Source organism: Mangrovitalea sediminis, assembly GCF_002514725.1.
GTDB lineage: Bacteria > Pseudomonadota > Gammaproteobacteria > Pseudomonadales > Oleiphilaceae > Mangrovitalea > Mangrovitalea sediminis.
This window is the reverse complement of the sequence record NZ_NTLB01000001.1, coordinates 1,073,033-1,092,840: the sequence shown is the minus strand read 5'-3', so window position 1 is coordinate 1,092,840 and position 19,808 is coordinate 1,073,033. Positions and strand designations below refer to the sequence as shown.

Here is a 19,808-nt window from a genome sequence, read left to right as displayed (position 1 = left end):
ATCAGCGCTATTGACATCCATCCACGTAATATCCATGCTTTTACAAAATATCGATATTTAAATAAACAATCGATAAGTTGTTTTGAGGCCTCGCCGGACCTGTAGCGTCGGCGGCAAATCGGAGACCCAACATGCTATTGACGGAAACCCTGCCCGGCATCCATTGGGAAGCGGCTATGGCCGCCGCCAGGGCTGCCGTGGAAAAAGCCGCAGCGCTGGGGATTCGCATCAATGTGGCCGTGGTGGACCGCGCCGGACTGCCCATGGCTTTCCTACGGATGTCGGGTGCGCCGCTGCATTCCATCGGTATCGCGGAAGACAAGGCTTATACGGCAGCGAGCTTCGGTCTTTCGACCGCTGCCTGGGCATCTGTCCTGGCGGATAACGACGGCCTGCGTCAGGGGCTGGCCAGCCGGGAACGGCTGGTGATGTTCGGCGGCGGGCTGCCGGTGATGCTGGAGGGAGCCTGTATCGGTGGCATCGGTGTTTCCGGCGGCAGTGAGGAACAGGATGAGATTTGTGCCCGGGCGGGACTGGCTGCTCTGGGTTAGTGCATTTTGGTCAAGCGTATCAGGTGAGCGACATGAAAGAGATCCGACACTTCATCAACGGCGAATACGTGGCTTCCTCGACAGGTCGTGTCTTCAATGACGTGAACCCGGCCAACGGCGAGGTGATCGCCCGGGTCCACGAGGGCGGTCAGGCTGAGATCGATCAGGCCGTGGCGGCAGCAAGAGCCGCCATGGCCGGCGAATGGGGCAAGATGCCTGTCGCACGGCGCACCGAGTTGCTCCACAAGGTGGCCGACGGCATCAATGCCCGCTTCGACGAATTCCTTGAAGCGGAATGCCTCGATACGGGCAAACCCAAGTCCCTGGCTTCCCATATCGACATTCCCCGTGGGGCGGCCAACTTCAAGGTCTTCGCCGACCTGGTCAAAAACGTACCCACCGAAAGCTTCCATATGGATACGCCGGACGGCGCTGGTGCCCTGAACTATGCGGTGCGCAAGCCTCGCGGCGTCATCGGCGTGATTTCCCCCTGGAACCTGCCCTTGCTGTTGATGACGTGGAAAGTGGGACCGGCGCTGGCTTGCGGTAATGCCGTGGTGGTCAAACCCTCGGAGGAAACGCCTCATACCGCCGCACTGCTGGGCGAGGTGATGAACGAGGCGGGTATTCCCAAGGGCGTCTACAACGTGGTGCATGGTTTCGGGCCCGATTCGGCCGGCGAGTTCCTGACCCGGCACCCGGGTGTGGACGGCATTACCTTCACCGGCGAGACCCGCACGGGCACGGCCATCATGAAGGCCGCCGCCGAGGGTATCCGCAATGTGTCCTTCGAGTTGGGCGGCAAGAACGCTGCCATTGTGTTTGAGGATGCGGACCTGGATAAGGCGGTCGAGGGCACCATGCGCTCGGCGTTCGCCAACTGCGGCCAGGTCTGTCTCGGTACCGAGCGGGTGTACGTGCACCGTTCGCTGTTCGACGAGTTCGTCGCCCGCCTGAAAGCAGGTGCCGAAGAATTGCGCATGGGCTGGTGGGAAGATGCGGGCAACAATTTCGGCCCCCTGATCAGCGAGGAGCACCGGGCCAAGGTGCTGTCCTACTACGAGCGGGCGGTTGCGGACGGCGCCACCGTGGTGACCGGCGGTGGCGTTCCTGACATGCCGGCGGAGCTGGGCCGCGGCGCCTGGGTCCAGCCGACCATCTGGACCGGTCTGTCCGAGGACTCAGCGGTGATCCGCGAGGAAATCTTCGGCCCCTGCTGCCACATTGCGCCTTTCGATACCGAAGAAGAAGCCGTCCGTCTGGCCAACGACACGCCTTACGGTCTGGCGTGCGCCATCTGGACCGAGAACCTGACCCGCGCCCACCGTGTGGCGCCACAGATCGATGTCGGGCTGTGCTGGGTCAACAGCTGGTTCCTGCGTGACCTGCGCACGCCCTTCGGCGGCAGCAAGCAGTCCGGTATCGGTCGTGAGGGCGGTGTCCACGGCCTGGAGTTCTATGCCGAGCTCTCCAACGTCTGCATCAAGCTCTGAGGAGTCGGTCATGAGCGACAACCCTGAAATCGGCCGTCAGATCCGCACCGGCGATTTCCTGACCAATTACCACGATCAGGGCAGCGGGGAGCCGGTACTGTTGATCCACGGTTCCGGTCCCGGTGTCAGCGCCTGGGCCAATTGGCGATTGGTGCTGCCGGCACTGGCCGAACAGTTCCGGGTTATTGCCCAGGACATGGTCGGCTTCGGCTACACGGAAAGGCCTGCGGGTATCGACTACACCATGGACACCTGGTGCCGCCATGCCCTGGACCTGTTGGACGCCCTGGATATCGAAAAGGCCCACATCGTGGGGAATTCCTTCGGTGGCGCCCTGGCGCTCTCTCTGGCTGCACGTCACCCCGAGCGGGTGGGCAGGCTGGTGCTGATGGGCAGTGCCGGTCTCAGCTTCGACCTTACGCCGGGACTGGATGCGGTCTGGGGTTATACCCCCTCGGTGGCCAACATGCGGGCGTTGCTGGATATCTTCGCGGCGGATCGAAGCCTGGTCACCGACGAACTGGCGGACCTGCGTTACCAGGCCAGTATCCGGCCGGGCGTGCAGGAAGCCTATGCCGCCATGTTCCCGGCCCCGCGCCAACGTTGGGTCGACGCCCTGGCCACGCCAGAGGCGGCAATTCGAGCACTGAACCGGGAAGTGCTGATCGTCCATGGCCGGGACGATGCCGTGATCCCGCTGGCATGCAGCCTGCGTCTGCATCACCTGCTACCCCATTCCCAGCTCCATGTGTTCGGCCCTTGCGGCCACTGGAGCCAGATCGAACACAGCACCCGTTTCAACCGGCTGGTGGCCGACTTCCTGGCCGAAGCCGGTCCGGCATCCTGAGGAGCTAACCCATGGCTTTGACCGACCAACAAATACAGCACTACGGCGACGAACTCTATCAGGCCCTGCGCCATCGCCGCACCGTCGCGCCGCTCACCGAGCGTGAGGCCGACATCAGTATCGACGACGCCTACCACATTTCGCTGCGCATGCTTGAGCAACGACTGGCGGACGGCGAACGGGTCATCGGCAAGAAGATCGGCGTCACCAGTAAGGCGGTGCAGAACATGCTGAATGTGCACCAGCCCGATTTCGGTTATCTCACCGACCGCATGCTATTCGCCAATGGCGATGAGATGCCCATCAGCGAGCAGCTGATTGCACCGCGGGCGGAAGGGGAAATCGCTTTCATCCTCAAGAAGGATCTGGTTGGGCCGGGGATCACCCACGCCGAGGTGCTGGCCGCGACCGAATGCGTCATGCCCTGCTTCGAGATAGTCGACTCACGTATCCGGGACTGGCAGATCCGCATCCAGGACACGGTCGCCGACAACGCCTCCTGCGGTCTGTTCGTGCTGGGCGACCGGGCTATCAGCCCGCGCCAGCTGGATCTGGTGACCTGCGGCATGGTGATGGAAAAGAACGGTCAGATCTGCGCCACCGGCGCCGGGGCCGCCGCCCTGGGTTCGCCGGTCAACTGCGTGGCCTGGCTGGCCAATACCCTGGGGCGTTTCGGTATCAAGCTGGAAGCCGGCGAGGTGATCCTGTCCGGATCGCTGGTGCCGCTGCAGCCTGTCGCTGCCGGGGATCATGTCCATGTATCCGTGGGTGGGCTGGGTACCGCCTCGGTCCGTTTTGTGTGATGGGAGGATGACAATCATGAAAATCAGAGCCGCGCTGATCGGGTCCGGCAATATCGGCACCGATCTGCTCTACAAGGCCCTGCGTTCGGACTGGATCGAGCCGGTCTGGATGGTGGGCATCGACCCGGATTCCGACGGTCTGGCCAAGGCCCGTGAACTGGGACTGAAGACCACCCATGAGGGCGTCGACGGTCTGGTGCCGCACCTGGCGGCCGACAACATTCAGATCGCCTTCGATGCCACCTCGGCCTACGTGCATGGCGAGAACAACGCCAAGCTGCAGGCCCAGGGCGTGCTGGTCATCGACCTGACGCCTGCGGCCATCGGGCCCTATTGCGTGCCCCCGGTGAACCTGAAGGAGCATGTCGGCAAGCAGGAAACCAACGTCAACATGGTGACCTGCGGCGGCCAGGCGACGATTCCCATGGTGGCGGCCGTGAGTCGTGTCCAGACGGTGGACTATGCCGAGATCGTGGCGACAGTGGCCTCCCGCTCCGCAGGGCCCGGTACCCGCAAGAACATCGACGAATTCACCCGTACCACGGCCGGTGCCGTAGAGCAGGTGGGCGGCGCGGCCAAGGGCAAGGCGATCATCATCCTTAACCCGGCCGAGCCGCCGCTGATCATGCGTGACACGGTGCACTGCCTGACAGCAGACGAGCCGGACCAGGAGGCGATTACCGACTCGGTGCATCGCATGGTGCGCGAGGTACAGAAATATGTGCCGGGTTACCGGCTCAAGAATGGCCCGGTCTTCGACGGCAACCGGGTGTCCATGTTCCTGGAAGTGGAAGGGCTGGGGGACTACCTGCCCAAGTACGCCGGCAACCTGGACATCATGACGGCGGCGGCGCTGCGCACGGCGGAAATGTTCGCCGAGGAAATCGCCAACGGCACACTCAAACCCGCCGCGGCGGCCAGCTGAGGAGGACTGCATCATGGATCTCAAAGGCAGGAAAGTAACACTGCATGACATGTGCCTGCGTGACGGCATGCACTCCAAGCGCCACCAGATCAGCCTCGACGAGATGATCGCCGTGGCCACCGCCCTGGACGACGCCGGTGTACCCCTGATCGAAGTCACCCATGGCGACGGCCTGGGTGGCGCTTCGGTGAATTACGGTTTCCCCGCCCATAGCGACGAGGAATACCTCAAGGCGGTGGTGCCCCGGATGAAAAACGCCCGGATCTCGGCATTGCTGCTGCCGGGCATCGGTACCGTGGACGAACTGCGCATGGCGCGGGACTGCGGGGTCAGCACCCTGCGGGTCGCCACCCACTGCACCGAGGCGGATGTCTCCGAGCAGCACATCGGCCTGGCCCGCAAGCTGGGCATGGATACGGTGGGCTTCCTGATGATGGCCCATATGAGTGAGCCGGAAGCCCTGGTCAAACAGGCCAAGCTGATGGAGTCCTACGGCGCCAACTGCATCTATTGCACCGACTCGGCCGGCTACATGCTGCCCGACGATGTCACGGCCCGCATCGGGGCCCTGCGCGCCGCACTCAATCCGGACACCGAACTGGGTTTCCACGGTCACCACAATATGGCGATGGGAGTGGCCAACTCCCTGGCTGCTATCGAGGCGGGCGCCAACCGCATCGACGGCTCGGCCGCAGGACTGGGTGCCGGCGCCGGCAACACGCCACTGGATGTGCTCAACGCGGTGCTGCACCGAATGGGTGTGGAAACCGGTATCGATGTCTTCAAGCTCAGCGATGTGGCCGAAGACTACATAGTGCCGATGATGGACACCCCTGTGCGCATCGACCGCGATGCCCTGACCCTGGGTTATGCCGGCGTCTATGGCTCCTTCCTGCTGTTCGCCAAGCGTGCGGAGCAGAAGTATGGCGTGCCGGCCCGGGACATCCTGGTGGAACTGGGCCGTCGCGGCACCATCGGCGGACAGGAAGACATGATCGAAGACGTGGCTCTGGACATGGCCCGGGGCGACACCGAACAACAGCATCAGATGGCCGGAGGTAGCGCATGAGCCTGACCCAAGAACAGATCCTGGCCCTGGCCGAGCACCTGGAGAACGCCGAGCTCGCGCCCCATGACGTCAAGAAGGTCACCGACGACTACCCGGACATGGACTTCCATGACGCCTACGCGGTGCAGGAAGCCATCCGCGCCCGCAAGGAGGCCCGCGGCACCCGCATCGTGGGCATGAAGATGGGCCTGACATCCCGCGCCAAAATGCAGCAGATGGGGGTAGACACCCCGGTCTACGGCTTCCTGGCGGATTACTTCGAGCGCCCCGATTCCGGCGAGATCAAGGTCAGCGAACTGATCCACCCGAAGGTGGAGGCCGAGATCGCCTTTGTCACCAAAAAGGCCCTGCGTGGTCCCGGTTGCCATGTGGGCGCGGTGCTCGCAGCGACGGATTTCGTGATCCCCGCCGTGGAGATCATCGATTCCCGTTACGAGAACTTCCGCTTCGACCTGGTCAGCGTGGTCGCGGACAATGCCTCCTCGTCCCGCTTCGTCACCGGCACGACCATGGGCGATCCCGCTCAGCTGGATCTGCGCAATATGGGCATGGTGCTGGAGAAGAACGGCCAGATCATGGAACTGGGGGCCGGTGCCGCCGTGCTGGGGCATCCCGCGACCAGCATTGCCATGCTGGCCAACATGCTGGCCGAACGGGGTCAGGAGATTCCCGCCGGTAGCCTGATCCTGTCCGGCGCGGTGACGGCGGCCATTCCGGTGGAAGCGGGCGACAGTATCGTCATGCGTGCCCAGGGGCTGGGCTCGGTATCGATGCGTTTCGTCTGACCGGCCGGTCTGTCGGTCTGTCGGTCTCTTGAGCAATTCACGTGATAAGGAGAATGTGCCATGCCCTTTGCCCATATTCAGATTCTGGAAGGCCGCACCGATGAGCAAAAGGCCCTGCTGATCCGCAAGGTCACCGAAGCCATTGCCGAGAGCTTGGGCGCACCGCCCGAGGCGATACGGGTCCTGGTTCAGGATGTGCCCAAGACCCAGTGGGGAATCGGAGGGAAAACCGCCAAGGAGCTTGGCCGCTGACATGCCCGCCTGAAGATCCGTCTCTGGGGCGCTGATATTCCAGGGGCTGTTGTTGGCCGGGAGCGATTTCCGGCCTTTTTTGGGAGTGGGCAGCCGTACTGCCGTCGTCATCGTGTGGAGGCTTTTATGTCGCAGCCCGTTGATCTGTACCTGTACTTCAAATTCCGAAGCGTTTATCGCGACCTCGCTGGCAGGCGGCTGTTTCCGTCGCTGGATGGGATTCGCGTCAATCGATGCTGGCACCCGGTGACGCGACTATGAGTACGGCTGGTGTGAAGCGCGGAAGTGCAAAGGATATGAGGGCCTCTTCGGGCGTTGCCGATAAGGGGGATAAGCCTGGTTTAGCTGGAATCCCGCTCGCGCTGTGGATGGGCACCTCGATGTTGTTGCTGGCTGTACTCCTTGCCGCAGAGCAGCCGGACTGGCGTTATCTGGCCTATGGCTTGGCGTTGACCGGTGCGGCGTTCGTGCTGTTGCCCCCTAGGGCGCAAAGCGTTATCGACGGGGCGGATGGTCCGACGATGACGGAATATCAGCTGGACCGGCTCGACAGTGCCAGCCTGGACCTGACGGTGACCAGTGCCACCCTGGTATCCCAGTTCACGGGGGTGATGGACAGCGCCGACCGTCAGGTGGCGGTGGCGCAGGAAGTGTTGCGCCTGAAGGAACAACTCGGCGAACGTTCGGACAACACGGTCGCAGCGGCCGGCCAGTGTACCGCCAGCGTTGCGGCAACCTTCGTCAATGCGGAAGCGGGCGGCGGCTATGTACGGGATGCGTCACAGGCCATCGAGACGGTGGCCCGGACCGTGGACGCCGTGATCGCCGAATTCCAGGGTGTCGTCAGTTCCTCGGATGAAATCGGTGGAATCGCCCGCACCATTCAGGATATCGCCAAGCAGACCAGCCTGCTGGCCCTGAATGCCGCTATCGAAGCCGCCCGCGCGGGCGAGCAGGGCCGAGGCTTTGCCGTCGTCGCCGATTCGGTACGGGAGCTGGCGGAACGAACCAGTGTGGCCACCGCCGATATCGAGACCATCATTGGTCGTATCACCGGTAGCACGGAGTCTGTCGCGGGTGCGTTGACGGGTGCCGGTGAGGAGGTGGGGCGCAGCGTCGAGCTGTCGTCACAGGCGGCGACGGCGTTGGAGGCCATCAACCGCCATGCCGCTGAAGCCAAGCGGGTGAGCGAGGTATTGCAGAGCGAATGCCAGGCACAGCAGGGGATTTTCGTTGAGGTGGCCGGCCAGCTGGAAGCGCTCGAGACTGCAGTGCAGGCGGGTGACGATGCCGTGTTGCAGTGCAACCAGCAACTTCGTCTGCTGATCGACAAGGTGGTCGCGGTCAAGGCTTCCACCTCCTCGCTCAATCCGGACAAGGACCCGAAAACAGGGCTGGTGGAAGCGATAGAGGAGATGCGGGTCTGCAATATCCTGGTGATGAACTCCCGTAACAGGGACGAAGCCGCGGCGCCCATCAGCCGGATCGTCGAGGTGGACCGGCAGATCGATGACAACTGGCAGCGTTTCAAACAGCAAGGCGCCGTCGCGGAGGCCGAGGCGTTTACCGCGGCCTTGAAAGACTATCGCGCGGCCAGGGATGCCATGCTGGGGCCTGCGCGCCAAGGGGATTTCGGCGCTGTCCGCGAGGTGCTGGCGCAGCGGGTTCGCCCTGCCTATGGCCATCTCAAGCGGGTTATGGATACGTTGTAGGCGATGCCCGGGCCTCGCGGAGGTGAGGCCCCTCGGGTTATCCTGCGGTGGTGGCTATCCCGCGCCTTCTGAACCCCTTTCTGGAGTGACACCATGAGTGACCGGCCCGAGATGCAGGACCCCCAACTGTCATCGCTGCTGGCGGCATTGGGCCGCGAGCTGGGCGAAAGCGGGGTGCTGACGGGAACGGCAGTCACTGAACGCCAGACAGCAGACTGGAGCGGCACCGCCGCCGCCCAACCCCTGGCCATCCTCCTGCCTCGTACACCCGCCGAGGTGGCGGCAGCGCTGCGGTTGTGTTCGGAATATCGTCAACCGCTCAGCATTCAGGGCGGGTTGACCGGCCTTACCGGCGGCGCCAATCCCCATGAGGGTGAGTTGGTGCTGTCCCTCAGTCGGTTGAACCGCATCGAGGAGATGGACCCGCTGGGTGGCACCCTGGTGGCGCAGGCCGGTGTCACCCTGGAGGCCTTGCAGGCTTTTGCCACAGAACAGGGCTGGTTTTTCCCGGTCGATCTGGGGGCCCGCGGTTCCTGTCAGATCGGCGGCAATGCGGCGACCAACGCCGGCGGTAACCGGGTACTGCGCTACGGCATGATGCGCCAATCCATTCTCGGGCTGGAGGTCGCCCTGCCGGACGGTACCCTGCTCACCATGCTTGATCGTGTGATCAAGAACAATGCGGGCTACGACCTGAAACAGTATTTCATCGGCACTGAAGGTTCGCTGGGGGTGATCACCCGGCTGGCGCTCAAGCTGGAGCCGCAGCCTAGTGCCAGTTGTACCGTGTTGTGTGCCCTGCCGGATTTCCGTGCCGCCGCGGAGCTGCTGCGCGAGGCCCGGCGTCAACTGCCGGACCTCTCCGCCTTCGAGCTGATGTGGGACGATTATTTCGAGGCCTGCCTGCTGGCCCTGAAACGGCAGCCGCCCTTCCGCAATGCGTATCCCCTCTATGCCCTGGTCGAAACTCTGGGCGGTGACGAACAGGCGGGGCAGCGGGCTATCGAAGATTTCTTCGAACAGATGATGACGCAGGGGCTGGTCTGCGATGCGGTCATTGCAAACAGCCTCGAACAGGCCGGACAGCTATGGGACCTGCGCGACGGCGTCAGCGAACTGCTTGCGCAGATGAAACCCTGCATTGCCTTCGATGTGAGTGTGGCCATGCCGCACATGGACGATTTTGTCGCCTACCTGCGGCGCGGGCTGGCGTCTGATTTTCCCGACCAGCGCCACCTGTTCTTCGGCCATCTCGGTGACGGCAACCTGCATCTGGTTTGCGGTCCTTTCCCGGACGAAGCCCGGATCGAGGCCATTGAACACTATGTGTATCAGGCGGTATCCGACGTGGGCGGCAGCATCTCGGCGGAGCACGGCATCGGTATGATGAAGAAGGCCTTTTTGCACTACAGCCGCGACCCGGCAGAAATCGCGGTGATGCGCCGTCTCAAGCAGACCTTCGATCCCCACGGGATTCTCAATCCAGGGCGCCTGATACCGGACTGAAACCGCGTCAGGGTTTGGCGCTGTCCGCCAGTGGCGAGCGCAGGGTCGGGCGCGGCATGCTGCGTTGCCAGCCCTTCATCAGGGCCTGGCGCAGCTTGTTGTGCACTTCTGCAGAAATAATGCTCTCCGTCAGCATCAGTTCGATCGACGATATTCCCCGCCGTAAGGCGACCAGAAGCAGCAGGCGCCGTTCGAGGGCGAGGGTAAAGGCGCCGAACTGGTGCCGCATTGCCGCCAGCGCCTCGTCCACGGAGGCGATCCGGCCTTCCAGAATACTGTGTAGGATCGTCGCCAACCTTTCGCCGAAGACCGGTGCCAGTGAATCGTCGATATAGAGCTGCAGGCGCTCGAAGACGGCCCGTCGGCAGACGATCAATTCAAAGCGGTTGGCCAGCGCGATTTCCAGCGGCCGGGAGAGGCCTGCGCGATGATAGAGGAACAGTGCAGCCTTGTAGCTCCAGGGGTAGTCGAGGATGCTCCGCGCCGCCCGGTTGTAACCGATGCGTCCCTGTAGGCGCGCCGCGTCGATCATCCGCTCGGTATTGCGCATCATGGCGTCCAGGTTGCGTATGGTGATGGCGCCGTTGCCATAGTCTGGAATCAGTTCCCGCTCCCGAGTGGCCAATGCCACCAGCGCCGTCGCCAGCCGCTCCACCTCCGAAACATCGCTGACCTCCAGCGGTCCCGCCCCCGCCTCTATACTCTGGCGGTATTCATCCATCACGTTGGTGGAGACGGTGTCCGGCAGCTGGAAGGCGGTAGAGACCCGGGACACGGACTGACCCACCTTGGCGACCGACAGCTCGATGGCCTGTTTCTGCAGGAACTGTTCCTGACGGGACAGCACGTTGAGTCGCAGGGTCCGGATCAGCCACTGCAGCGTGGTGCCGTTGACAAGGAGGGTGAAGATGACGAAGCCCGTCGCCAGCAGTGACAGCAGGTGGGCGTTCTGTGAACCGATGGCGGTATTCTGGGCAATACCCAATGCCAGCACCAGGGTGACAGCGCCGCGCAGTCCGCCCCAGGCAATGACCAGACGGTAGGGCGAGCTGACCGGGTCGTTCAGGTGCAGCCAGGTCATGGGGGGAAGCAACACGTAAAGCACCAGCAGCCTGGCCGCCAGGGCGGCGATGACCACAACCAGTATCAGGGCCAGGTCGGTGGGGGTTATGCCGCTGAGCATTTCCGGAATCCGTACCGCCGCCACAAAGACGACGGCCGAACCGGCGACAAAGGCGATCTGCCCCCAGACCGACTGTACCCGCGTCCAACTCTTGGGTTCGAGGCGGGTACGGCCCAACGCGCTGAGCATCAGGCCGGCACTGACCACGGCGACTACGCCGGACACATGCAGGACCTGATCCGCGAACAGGTACAGCGGATAGGGCAGCCCCAGCGTCATGGCGGTTTCAGCCGGTGCGGCGCCTTCCAGCCAGGGCAGCAGCGCTGCTGCAAACCGGCCGACGAGGACACCGATTGCGATGCCCCCGATCAAAGAGACCAGCAGCGTCGCCAGGCCGGTGCCGAGTGTTGCCTGAGCCGGATCGGTGCCGAGCATGGCCAGTAGCACGCTGACAATGGCGATGGCTGCTGCGTCGTTGAGAAGACTTTCGCCCTCGACCAGGGTGATCAACCGGGCCGGCGCGCCGAGTTCCCGAAAGACCCGCAGCACTGCCGTGGGGTCGGTGGTGGCGACGATAGCGCCCAGGATCAGGCAGTTGATCAGGGTTTGTTCGCTCACCAGCGCCAGCGAGCCGCCCACCAGCAGCGTGCTGACGCCAACCCCCACGACGGCCAGCAGCAGTACCGGCGCCCAGTCCGAGAGAATGTTCTTTACGTCGACGGTGAGCGAGGCCTGGAACAGCAGTGGGGGCAGGAATAGCCAGAGGTAGGCCTCGGCCGAATAGGCCGGCGAGAAAAGTGGCGAAAAGAAGCCATGCCCGATGCCGGGAATAGCGGGAAAGAACATATGGACCAGCCCGAACAGACTGCCGACGAGCAGGAGCAGGGTCGACGCTGGTACCCGGATTTTGGCGGCAAAGGCCTCCAACCCAGCGACCAATGCCATGAGGCAGCCGACCAGTGAAAGCGCGAGCGCGAAGGTGTGCATAACGGGCGTCCGCTCCTCTTGAGGCGCAATGTAAAGACGGTGGTTTGCTACGCGGCTAGGTTTCCAGCACATCCCTGCCTTCAGGTAACGACTGTCGGCGAATACGCGGGCCTGTCAGGAAATGCCAATGGACTGGACCGGGTCTCTCTGGGCCAGGTTGGCTCGCCGGTCGTGCGGATAGGTCAGGAATACGCTTCGATAGTAACGGTGAGGTGGCCGGGTCGGCAAATGCGGGATGGTCTTACGACAAAGGTACTAGCGATGCCGGATGCAACGCGGCGGCTCCCGGCGGACGCCCGGGAGCCGGTGGGGATTACCCTTCCAGGGGCCAGTTTTCGATGACCTCCACAAACCGCTTCAGCCAGGCATTGGTCTGGCTGCCGTCGATGACACGGTGGTCTATGGTGAGCGACACATAGGCTCGGGGGCGGGCCTGGAAGCTGTCGACACCGTCGATTTCCTTCACCACCACCCGCTTTTCCAGAGCGCCGATCCCCAGAATCGCCGATTGCGGCTGATTGATGATGACCGGGGTCGCCAGCAGTGAACCGGAAACGCCGTGATTGGAAATGGTAAAGGTGCCGCCCTGCACGTCGGCAGGCTTGAGTGTGCCGTTGCGGGCGGCTTCTGTCATTTCCTGCAGGCGCGAGGCGATACCCAGCAGGGACAGCGTCTGGGAACGGTGAATCACCGGCACGATCAGGCCCTTGTCGCCGAGGGCGGCGCCGACGCCGATGTTGATGTCGTCGTAGAGCTCCAGGTAATCGTCATACCAGCGGCTGTTCACCTCCGGTGCGACCTCCATGGCGGCAATCGAGGCCATGACGAAGTAGGCGGTAAAGGTCAGGTTGACGCCCTTCCCGGCAAAGGCGGCCTTGTGGTTATTGCGATGGGCGATGATGGCGCCGAAATCGGCCTCGAATACCGCCGTCACATGGGGCGCGGTGGTGACCGAGTGCGTCATGTGTTCGGCGATGCGTCGCCGCATGCTGCTGTGAGGCACCTGGCGGGCGATCCGCGGCGCGTTGGGGCCGCTGCCGTCCGCGCGAGGTCCCGGCTGGGGAGAGGCTGGCACCCTGGCCGGCGATTCGTCGCGGGCGACGGTGGGCGCTGGGCCTTCATCGATAGCGGCGACCACGTCGGCGCGGGTCAGGCGGCCATTGCGTCCGGTCCCGGTCAGGGCCGTCGGATCGAGGTTGAATTCGGCGATCAGGCGACGCACCGCCGGGGACAGGCGCATTTCGTGTTCGGGCAACTCGTCCTGCGGTGCATGCACTGTCTGTGGCTGGGCCGGCGTTGCTTCGGGTTTCTTCGCGGCTGTTGTCTGGGGGGCAACCTGTCCGGTTACGACGTGGCCGAGTATCGCTCCGGGTTCGGCCTCGCAGTTTTCCGCCAGGACGATCTCCAGAATGCCGTCGCAGGGGGCCGGAACTTCCACCACCACCTTGTCCGTTTCCAGCTCGACCACGGGTTCGTCCTTGAGGACAGCGTCGCCGGACTGCTTCAGCCAGGTGCGTACGGTGGCCTGGGTGCCTTCCTGTTCGACCGGGACCAGAATATCCACCGTACGGCTGCCGACGTCGGTGTCTTGCGCGTTCAGGATCGCACTGTCGCTCATCTCAGAACCCCACCAGATAGTCGATTTTGGCGCGAATGTCGTCGACGGACGGCAAGGCGTGTTCCATCAGCGTCGGATGATGGGGACTGGGGATGTCGGGCATGGTCAGGCGGGCCACCGGTGCATCCAGATCCAGGAAGGCCTGATCGGCAACCACGGCCGCGATTTCCGCGCCGAAGCCGGCGGTTCCCAGGTCTTCGTGGACAATCAGGCAGCGGTGGGTGCGACGGACCGACGCCAGGACAGCTTCCCGGTCCCAGGGCATCAGGGTACGCAGGTCCAGTACGTGGACGGAGCGGCCTTCGGCCGCCTTTTCGCAGCGCTCGACCATGGCGCCCCAGGTGACGATGGTCAGGTCGTCGCCCTCGGTAACCGTGCGCGCCTGGCCGAACGGCAGGACGTAGTCGTCGCCGGGATAGGGGCAGCGTGCCGACGCCGCATCGAGCATGGCGCGGTGTTCGAAGAAGATCACCGGGTCGTTGCCGCGCAAGGCGCCCCGCAGCAGGCCGACGGCATCGGCCGCGTTGGACGGCACGGCGACCTTCCAGCCGGGAGAATGGACAAACTGGACTTCGTTGGTCTGGCTGTGCCAGGGATCTCCGCACTTGAAGAAACCGCCGGCTATACGTACCACCATGGGCGCGGCAAAGCGGTTGTGCGTCCGCCAGCGCATGGTGCCGCAGTCGTTGAGTTGCTCCACTGCCGGGTCGGCATATTTGCGGAACTGGATTTCCGGCACCGGAACCAGACCCGCCATCGCCATACCCACGGCGCGGCCGATAATGCCTTCCTCGGACAGGCTGGTGTCGAAGACCCGGTCGGCGCCGTGTTTTTCCTGCAGGCCGAGGGTCACGGCGTGGACACCGCCCTTGGGACCGACGTCTTCGCCGAAGACCAGCACCCGGGGGTTGACCGCCAGTTCATGATCCAGCGTCTTGCGGATCGCGGTGACCATGTTGATGCGCTGGCCTTCGGTGTTGGGCGTCTCGGAGGCGGCCGGCGCCTGATAGCCTTCGGTCCATTGGCCACCGCGTTGCTGCAGGTCGTCTTCTGCAAAGACATAACGGGTCACCTGCGCCGGGTCGCTGACCGGGCGGGCTTCGGCCTGTTCCCGAGCCTGCTGGACGGCGGCTTCCGCCTGGGCCTCCAGTTGGTTCCACTCGCTGTTGCTGAGAATCTTCGGCACCAGGTAGCTGCGCAGGCGGGGCAGCGGATCATGGGACCATTCACGTTTTACATAGGCGGCGGACTTGTAGGTCTGGGTGTCCTGGAAACTGTGACCTTGCAGGCGCGGCACCTTGAGGCGCAGCAGGCAGGGTCCCTGGCGGCTGCGAACGTGCTCGACCGCTTCGCTGATCAGCAGGGCGGCGTCCTGCGGCTTGCTGCCATCGCCGGAAAGTACATGCAGTCCTTGGAAACTGGCCAGGTTACGGGCGATGTCACCGCCGGGCGTCTGGAAGGTGGAGGGGACTGAAATGCCGTAGCCGTTGTCCTCGATATAGAACAGCATCGGCAGCTTCTGGGTGGTGGCGATGGTCAGTGCCGACCAGAAGCCGTTGGTGGCGACCGAGCCGTCACCGCCGAGCACCAGACTGATGGCATTGTCGTAGCTGCTGTCCTTCATCACCTGGGCGCGGTATTCGATCGCCTGCGCCCAGCCCGCCGTTGGTGTGTATTGGGCGCCGACCCCGCCGCACATCGGCAGTGCTGCCGGTCCGCCGGGGTTGGGGTAGTTGAAAACGACGCCGATATCGCGTCCGTCGGAGTAGCCTCCGGCCCGCGCCATGGAGGAACCAAGGGCGTCGGCCACGTCGACACCCAGCGAGAGCAGCAGCGGACGTGAGCGGTAGTAGCCGCAGGCGGCATCATGGGGATCGTTGAGCTTGAGCCCGAGCATGACCTGGGCCATGTCGTGCCCGCGGGCAGAAAACTGATAGAGAACCTTCTTCTCCGGGACCAGCACCTTCTCTTCCAGCTCGTCCAGGGCGCGGGAAACCAGCAGATGGTAGGCGACCTGGCGCCAGTCGAAGGCCGCTTTGGCCATTTCGGCCGGACTCGGTTGCCGGGTTTTGCGTTGGATGGCAGTCATATTGTTGTTGTCCTGACTATTGGCCAAGCGAGGCCCTCAGATGAGCCCCTGTTGTTATCCATGATAGAAGTCCGGCACGAGAATATGTTTCTTATATTCCTTGTTGGAGCTAGTATTTGAGGAAATCATTCTTCAAATGGCGTTGTATGGAAAATAAATATCCTTTGGATGGTGCTTCCGTCAAAATCCTCAAGGCGCTCCAGCAGGATGCGAGGCTATCGGTGCAGGACCTGTCCGGTCGCATAGGACTGTCCAGTACGCCGACTTGGAAACGGGTCAAGGAGATGGAAAAGGCCGGCGTTATCGACCACTACACGGCAGTCCTCAACCGGGCGCGGGTTGGGTTGAAGAATTGTGTCCTGGCGGAGGTGAACCTGGCGCGGCATGTGGAAAATGTCGTCGAGGAATTCGAAAAGGCCGTGCAGGAGCACGATGCGATCATCGAGTGCTATGCGACGACCGGCCAGGCCGATTACATGCTCAAGGTGGTTACGCCGGACATCGGCGAGTACGACGCCTTCCTGCACAACGTGATCTTCAAGTTGCCGGGTGTCAGCGAAATCCGCTCCAGTGTGGTGCTGCGGGAAATCAAACCGCCGTCACCGCTGCCGCTGGATCACCTTTAATCCGTTCCTAAGCTAAATCTAACCTTCTCCATGCAAACTGGACTGCACGCCAGTGCCGTCAAACGGCGATGGCCGGTCTGGTTTTCCGGTGTTGGAGGAAGTGGAATGCGGCGGTTTGGCCTCTGTGGTGCTCTGGTGCTGCTATTGGGTGAATTATTTGTGTCACTGCCGGCGGCAGCGGCTGGCGGGCCTCTGGGTATCGATCATCGTCTGGGATATGACAACACCGGGATCTGGAAACGCAGCAATCAGCTGAACCTGATGTACCTCATGGTCGGTAGCGAAGTGGGGCTGGGGCTTTGGCAGGGTGGAAATACCCGCCTGGGCAAGACCTCCTGGCAGGCCATGGATGCAACCCTGATCGGCGCCCTTTCCGCCCAGGCGCTGAAATACACCTTCACCCGCGCCCGCCCGTCCCATACCGACAACCCCAACCTGTGGTTCCAGGGCGGAGGTCATCACAGTTTTCCCAGCGGCGAAGTCACCACGGCCGCCGCGATTGTGACGCCCTATGTGCTGGAGTTCGGTCCGGATCACCCCTGGGTCTACGGGCTTGAAGTGCTACCTGCCTACGATGCCGTTGCGCGACTGAAGGTGCATGGCCACTGGCAGACGGACGTGCTGGCGGGTTTTGCGCTGGGAACGGCCATCGGCTATTACACTCATTCCCGGCATGAGTCCCTGTTGCTGAGCATCCTGCCGGATGGATTCGGTGTCGGTATTCGCGAACGATTTTAACGTTTCCTCGGGATTGGGCGCCTTGTGTCTTCAACCAAACCCGTCTACATTTTCAGACTCATGGCCGGGCCGCTGTCTGGGCTAAATCCCTGTGTCGCGAGGTGAGACGTGGTCAGAAGTGGGCTTCCCCGAACCGGGTGGCTACTGGTCATTGTCCTCCTGGTGTTGGGAATGGTTTCCTCTGCTGGCGCGCAAACCATAGCGCCGCCACGTAACATCATTTTTCCTATCGACCTGCTTCCCGATAATGAGTTTGCCTATTATCGCGAGCTGTTGGTCGAATCCCTTAAAAACGTTGGTGTCACGGCAGAGTTTCAGGTTCATGCAACCGTCTCCCAGCCTCGGATGTTGCGGGACCTGCAGCAAGGCATTACCGCTCTGAGGCCCCTGTTGCCTTCAAGGGCTGTGGACAGCACTCTCGTACAGGTGCCTGTGGATCTCACGGGAGGACGAATTGGCGAGCGAATATTGCTGGTCCGACCCGACGAACGCGAGCGTTTTGCCGGTGTTACAGACTTGGATCAGCTTCGGGCCACGGGTGCTGTCGCGATCTTAGGGGGGCATTGGTTTGACGTTGCCGTTTGGCGGGCCAATCGTTTGCCGCTTCACACGTTATCTGGCGATTGGTCGCGGATTTTCGGCATGTTGCAGGCCGGCGGGAGAGACATCGATTATTTTCCGCGTGGAGTTAGTGAAATCCTGTCCGACGCCAAGCGTTATCCGCAATTGGCCATAGAGCCGCATCTGCTACTGGTTTACGACCGGGATTTCCGCTTTTACCTATCCCGGCCTTACGCCCGTTATGCATCACTGATCGAATCCGCACTCGAAGCTGCCCGGGCTTCCGGCTTGATGGCGACCTTGCAACAAAAATACTGGGGTGGAGTGGATCGCGCGCTTTCGCTGGACCAGCGGCGACGGATCCATCTTTACACACCGCCCTAGGCCGGGGGAAAGATGGGTGTCTCCAGCCGTTCAAAGGCTGGCTTGCCAAAGAGATAACCCTGGAAATAGCGAATGCCCTGATCGGCCAGCCACTCATATTCCTCCACCGTTTCGACGCCTTCGGCGATGACAGTGCAATTGAGTTCGTTCATTGACAGGCAGATGCCTTTTACCAACGCTTGTTTGCTGCGCGTTTTGTGAATATCCCGAACCAGTTCCATGTCCAGTTTCAGCAGCTCGGGCTGGCAGTAACACAGGAGGTTCAGGCGGGAAAAGCCTGCGCCGAAATCATCGAGCGCCGTCTGAAAACCCATTTCGCTGTAGGCATTGATAATGGCCTTCAGATGATCCGTGGACGAGAGGTTTTCCTGTTCGGTGATTTCAAAGATGAGTTTCCGGGTATCAAATCCGAACTCCTTGGCGGCGGCCAGTGTGGTGCGTATGCAGCTTTCCGCGCGATAAACCGCCATGGGCATAAAGTTGATACTCAGGTACTCCTGCAGCCCTAACTCTGACGCGAGTTTCACCGCCCGAACCCGGCAGGCCTGATCAAACCGGTAACGGTTCCGGCTGTTGACCTTTTCCAGCACGGTCATGGCGCCTTCGCCTTTGGTGCCTCTCACCAGCGCTTCATAGGCGTAAACGGAGCGCGACTGAACGTCGACGATGGGTTGAAACGCGAAGGAAAAATCAAAATCGAGATTGGCGCCGCAGACGCAGAGCTGGCAATGAGATTCGTCGAACAAGGCGTTTTCATCGAAGTGATTGTCCAACATTATTTCATCCACCATTCCAGGTTACGAGCGAGGTTGCTGCGTAACACCATGACCTGTTTGCTCAACAAAGAAACGTTGACCTCATGTTTCGATGAAAGTGTTGCAGACGTCGTTGCCAAATTCAAAGTTTTGCGCGGCAAGGCGGGTGAACACGGCAAAGGAATTGCGATTTGGAAAAGAGGCAAACGGTTACCCGGAAAGGTTTCACAAGAGCAACCATCCACCAACCGCAAGCCCAGTGATCAGTATTGCCGAGACGGCGATCAGGAAGTTTCGTTCCATTGTCTCCGCAGGATCTTTTCCGATGAGTGGCCGTTGCGTCATTGTTGTATGACTGACATGGGAAGGGGTATCACCGGAGCGATGAATCAGGTCAACCAGTTCACTGAACATCGTTGATGAGAAGGTGTAGGGATCAAACGTGGCGATATGATGACGCCTTAATAAGGTATCGATGTCCCCGGCGATGGGCACGTATTTCATCGACCATTGGCCGAAACTTTTTTCTTCAATCGGCCCCTCCAGGACTAACTGGATGTCCCGATGGCGATTATCGCTTTTGATGCGATCGAACAGTTTCCTAACCGTTTCCGCTTCGCCCTCAAGGTATTGAAAAAAACAGCCGTTGCCGTAGTACAAACCACCGACGACACCCTTCTCCAGGTTGTTTTTTCGAGACGTTGCCAGAATGCGCGCGACGGACGGCTCCACCCCTTGCGCAGATGCGAAGGAAGTGAAGTTGGCGCGGCTGATATATGCTAGCTTTATGAAAGCCATCTCGATCAGTCTCCAATAGAGATTCAAGACCCGCTTTTACGTAGCGCAGCTCGCCGCAGACCGCCGGCTTTTGTTCAAATTTGTAACGCTTTTGCGGATAAGGGCAAATGATGCTCCGGGCAAGACCCTGTCTAGCGGGATTTCGCAGGATGTCTGCGTTTATACGGCAGCTTTGGGATAGGGTCA

19 protein-coding genes are annotated in these 19,808 nt (G+C 61.9%); 14 read left to right on the top strand and 5 right to left on the bottom strand.

The genetic code is table 11. The features are described 5' to 3' along the window. Positions 1-131 precede the first annotated feature (131 nt). The 11 genes from CLR77_RS05115 to CLR77_RS05070 all read left to right on the top strand — a co-directional run bounded on the left by CLR77_RS05115 (position 132) and on the right by CLR77_RS05070 (position 9,943). A complete protein-coding gene (locus CLR77_RS05115; RefSeq protein ID WP_097459469.1) occupies positions 132-551 on the top strand; it encodes a GlcG/HbpS family heme-binding protein in 420 nt (139 codons plus the stop codon). Positions 552-583: 32 nt separating this feature from the next. Continuing rightward, on the top strand, positions 584-2,044 hold the full coding sequence (locus CLR77_RS05110; RefSeq protein WP_097459468.1) for a 2-hydroxymuconic semialdehyde dehydrogenase: 1,461 nt from the start codon (positions 584-586) through the stop codon (positions 2,042-2,044). Between the two features lie 10 nt (positions 2,045-2,054). Beyond that, on the top strand, positions 2,055-2,891 hold the full coding sequence (locus tag CLR77_RS05105) for an alpha/beta fold hydrolase (protein ID WP_097459467.1): 837 nt from the start codon (positions 2,055-2,057) through the stop codon (positions 2,889-2,891). Between the two features lie 11 nt (positions 2,892-2,902). Next, positions 2,903-3,694, top strand: coding sequence for a 2-oxopent-4-enoate hydratase (gene dmpE, locus CLR77_RS05100; protein ID WP_198962666.1), 792 nt, complete (start codon positions 2,903-2,905; stop codon positions 3,692-3,694). 16 nt (positions 3,695-3,710) lie between these two features. Then, positions 3,711-4,619 (top strand): acetaldehyde dehydrogenase (acetylating), encoded by a 909-nt coding sequence (locus tag CLR77_RS05095; protein WP_097459466.1) that lies wholly within the window; start codon positions 3,711-3,713, stop codon positions 4,617-4,619. Positions 4,620-4,632: 13 nt separating this feature from the next. Beyond that, positions 4,633-5,688 (top strand): 4-hydroxy-2-oxovalerate aldolase, encoded by a 1,056-nt coding sequence (gene dmpG / locus CLR77_RS05090; RefSeq protein WP_097459465.1) that lies wholly within the window; start codon positions 4,633-4,635, stop codon positions 5,686-5,688. Beyond that, positions 5,685-6,473 carry a 2-oxo-3-hexenedioate decarboxylase gene (dmpH, locus tag CLR77_RS05085; protein ID WP_097459464.1) on the top strand — a complete coding sequence of 263 codons (789 nt, stop codon included), beginning with the start codon at positions 5,685-5,687 and terminating at the stop codon, positions 6,471-6,473. The genes dmpG and dmpH overlap by 4 nt, the downstream gene beginning before the upstream one ends. A gap of 60 nt (positions 6,474-6,533) precedes the next feature. After that, positions 6,534-6,725, top strand: a complete 192-nt coding sequence (locus CLR77_RS05080; RefSeq protein ID WP_097459463.1) for a 2-hydroxymuconate tautomerase — start codon at positions 6,534-6,536, stop codon at positions 6,723-6,725. A 126-nt stretch (positions 6,726-6,851) separates the two neighbouring features. Further along, positions 6,852-6,986 (top strand): hypothetical protein, encoded by a 135-nt coding sequence (locus CLR77_RS20420; RefSeq protein WP_264754672.1) that lies wholly within the window; start codon positions 6,852-6,854, stop codon positions 6,984-6,986. Beyond that, positions 6,983-8,437 (top strand): methyl-accepting chemotaxis protein, encoded by a 1,455-nt coding sequence (locus tag CLR77_RS20495; RefSeq protein WP_319823063.1) that lies wholly within the window; start codon positions 6,983-6,985, stop codon positions 8,435-8,437. The genes CLR77_RS20420 and CLR77_RS20495 overlap by 4 nt, the downstream gene beginning before the upstream one ends. Positions 8,438-8,530: 93 nt before the next feature. Further along, positions 8,531-9,943 (top strand): FAD-binding oxidoreductase, encoded by a 1,413-nt coding sequence (locus CLR77_RS05070; RefSeq protein ID WP_198962664.1) that lies wholly within the window; start codon positions 8,531-8,533, stop codon positions 9,941-9,943. A gap of 7 nt (positions 9,944-9,950) precedes the next feature. On the opposite strand, the gene CLR77_RS05065 is transcribed toward CLR77_RS05070, so the two are convergent. The 3 genes from CLR77_RS05065 to CLR77_RS05055 form a co-directional block, all read right to left on the bottom strand. After that, positions 9,951-12,053: a cation:proton antiporter gene (locus CLR77_RS05065; RefSeq protein WP_097459461.1), complete on the bottom strand. Its 2,103-nt coding sequence runs from the start codon at positions 12,051-12,053 to the stop codon at positions 9,951-9,953. Positions 12,054-12,366: 313 nt separating this feature from the next. Continuing rightward, positions 12,367-13,671, bottom strand: coding sequence for a dihydrolipoamide acetyltransferase family protein (locus tag CLR77_RS05060; RefSeq protein ID WP_097459460.1), 1,305 nt, complete (start codon positions 13,669-13,671; stop codon positions 12,367-12,369). Between the two features lies 1 nt (position 13,672). Beyond that, on the bottom strand, positions 13,673-15,760 hold the full coding sequence (locus CLR77_RS05055) for an alpha-ketoacid dehydrogenase subunit alpha/beta (protein WP_097459459.1): 2,088 nt from the start codon (positions 15,758-15,760) through the stop codon (positions 13,673-13,675). Between the two features lie 146 nt (positions 15,761-15,906). Between CLR77_RS05055 and CLR77_RS05050 the strand changes: the two genes are divergently transcribed. The 3 genes from CLR77_RS05050 (at position 15,907) to CLR77_RS05040 (ending at position 18,069) form a co-directional block, all read left to right on the top strand. Continuing rightward, positions 15,907-16,386: an Lrp/AsnC family transcriptional regulator gene (locus CLR77_RS05050; protein ID WP_097459458.1), complete on the top strand. Its 480-nt coding sequence runs from the start codon at positions 15,907-15,909 to the stop codon at positions 16,384-16,386. A gap of 105 nt (positions 16,387-16,491) precedes the next feature. Then, a complete protein-coding gene (locus CLR77_RS05045; protein WP_097459457.1) occupies positions 16,492-17,124 on the top strand; it encodes a phosphatase PAP2 family protein in 633 nt (210 codons plus the stop codon). Positions 17,125-17,295: 171 nt separating this feature from the next. After that, positions 17,296-18,069 (top strand): hypothetical protein, encoded by a 774-nt coding sequence (locus tag CLR77_RS05040; protein WP_097459456.1) that lies wholly within the window; start codon positions 17,296-17,298, stop codon positions 18,067-18,069. On the opposite strand, the gene CLR77_RS05035 is transcribed toward CLR77_RS05040, so the two are convergent. Beyond that, positions 18,066-18,845 (bottom strand): EAL domain-containing protein, encoded by a 780-nt coding sequence (locus tag CLR77_RS05035; RefSeq protein ID WP_097459455.1) that lies wholly within the window; start codon positions 18,843-18,845, stop codon positions 18,066-18,068. The two genes, CLR77_RS05040 and CLR77_RS05035, sit on opposite strands and share 4 nt — an antisense overlap. A 204-nt stretch (positions 18,846-19,049) precedes the next feature. Next, the gene (locus CLR77_RS05030) at positions 19,050-19,622 is read right to left on the bottom strand and encodes a BLUF domain-containing protein (protein WP_097459454.1); all 573 of its coding nucleotides are present in this window, start codon (positions 19,620-19,622) and stop codon (positions 19,050-19,052) included. Positions 19,623-19,808: the final 186 nt, after the last annotated feature.

Excerpts from the sequence above, each read along its gene's own strand:
- dmpG (WP_097459465.1), top strand. The coding sequence starts at position 4,633 with ATGGATCTCAAAGGCAGGAAAGTAACACTGCATGACATGTGCCTGCGT.
- dmpH (WP_097459464.1), top strand. The coding sequence starts at position 5,685 with ATGAGCCTGACCCAAGAACAGATCCTGGCCCTGGCCGAGCACCTGGAG.
- CLR77_RS05060 (WP_097459460.1), bottom strand. The coding sequence starts at position 13,671 with ATGAGCGACAGTGCGATCCTGAACGCGCAAGACACCGACGTCGGCAGC.
- CLR77_RS05040 (WP_097459456.1), top strand. The coding sequence starts at position 17,296 with ATGGTTTCCTCTGCTGGCGCGCAAACCATAGCGCCGCCACGTAACATC.
- CLR77_RS05035 (WP_097459455.1), bottom strand. The coding sequence starts at position 18,845 with ATGTTGGACAATCACTTCGATGAAAACGCCTTGTTCGACGAATCTCAT.
- CLR77_RS20495 (WP_319823063.1), top strand. The coding sequence starts at position 6,983 with ATGAGTACGGCTGGTGTGAAGCGCGGAAGTGCAAAGGATATGAGGGCC.
- CLR77_RS05055 (WP_097459459.1), bottom strand. The coding sequence starts at position 15,760 with ATGACTGCCATCCAACGCAAAACCCGGCAACCGAGTCCGGCCGAAATG.
- CLR77_RS05115 (WP_097459469.1), top strand. The coding sequence starts at position 132 with ATGCTATTGACGGAAACCCTGCCCGGCATCCATTGGGAAGCGGCTATG.
- CLR77_RS05110 (WP_097459468.1), top strand. The coding sequence starts at position 584 with ATGAAAGAGATCCGACACTTCATCAACGGCGAATACGTGGCTTCCTCG.
- CLR77_RS20420 (WP_264754672.1), top strand. The coding sequence starts at position 6,852 with ATGTCGCAGCCCGTTGATCTGTACCTGTACTTCAAATTCCGAAGCGTT.
- CLR77_RS05045 (WP_097459457.1), top strand. The coding sequence starts at position 16,492 with ATGCGGCGGTTTGGCCTCTGTGGTGCTCTGGTGCTGCTATTGGGTGAA.
- CLR77_RS05080 (WP_097459463.1), top strand. The coding sequence starts at position 6,534 with ATGCCCTTTGCCCATATTCAGATTCTGGAAGGCCGCACCGATGAGCAA.
- CLR77_RS05050 (WP_097459458.1), top strand. The coding sequence starts at position 15,907 with ATGGAAAATAAATATCCTTTGGATGGTGCTTCCGTCAAAATCCTCAAG.
- CLR77_RS05065 (WP_097459461.1), bottom strand. The coding sequence starts at position 12,053 with ATGCACACCTTCGCGCTCGCGCTTTCACTGGTCGGCTGCCTCATGGCA.
- CLR77_RS05095 (WP_097459466.1), top strand. The coding sequence starts at position 3,711 with ATGAAAATCAGAGCCGCGCTGATCGGGTCCGGCAATATCGGCACCGAT.
- CLR77_RS05030 (WP_097459454.1), bottom strand. The coding sequence starts at position 19,622 with ATGGCTTTCATAAAGCTAGCATATATCAGCCGCGCCAACTTCACTTCC.
- CLR77_RS05105 (WP_097459467.1), top strand. The coding sequence starts at position 2,055 with ATGAGCGACAACCCTGAAATCGGCCGTCAGATCCGCACCGGCGATTTC.
- dmpE (WP_198962666.1), top strand. The coding sequence starts at position 2,903 with ATGGCTTTGACCGACCAACAAATACAGCACTACGGCGACGAACTCTAT.
- CLR77_RS05070 (WP_198962664.1), top strand. The coding sequence starts at position 8,531 with ATGAGTGACCGGCCCGAGATGCAGGACCCCCAACTGTCATCGCTGCTG.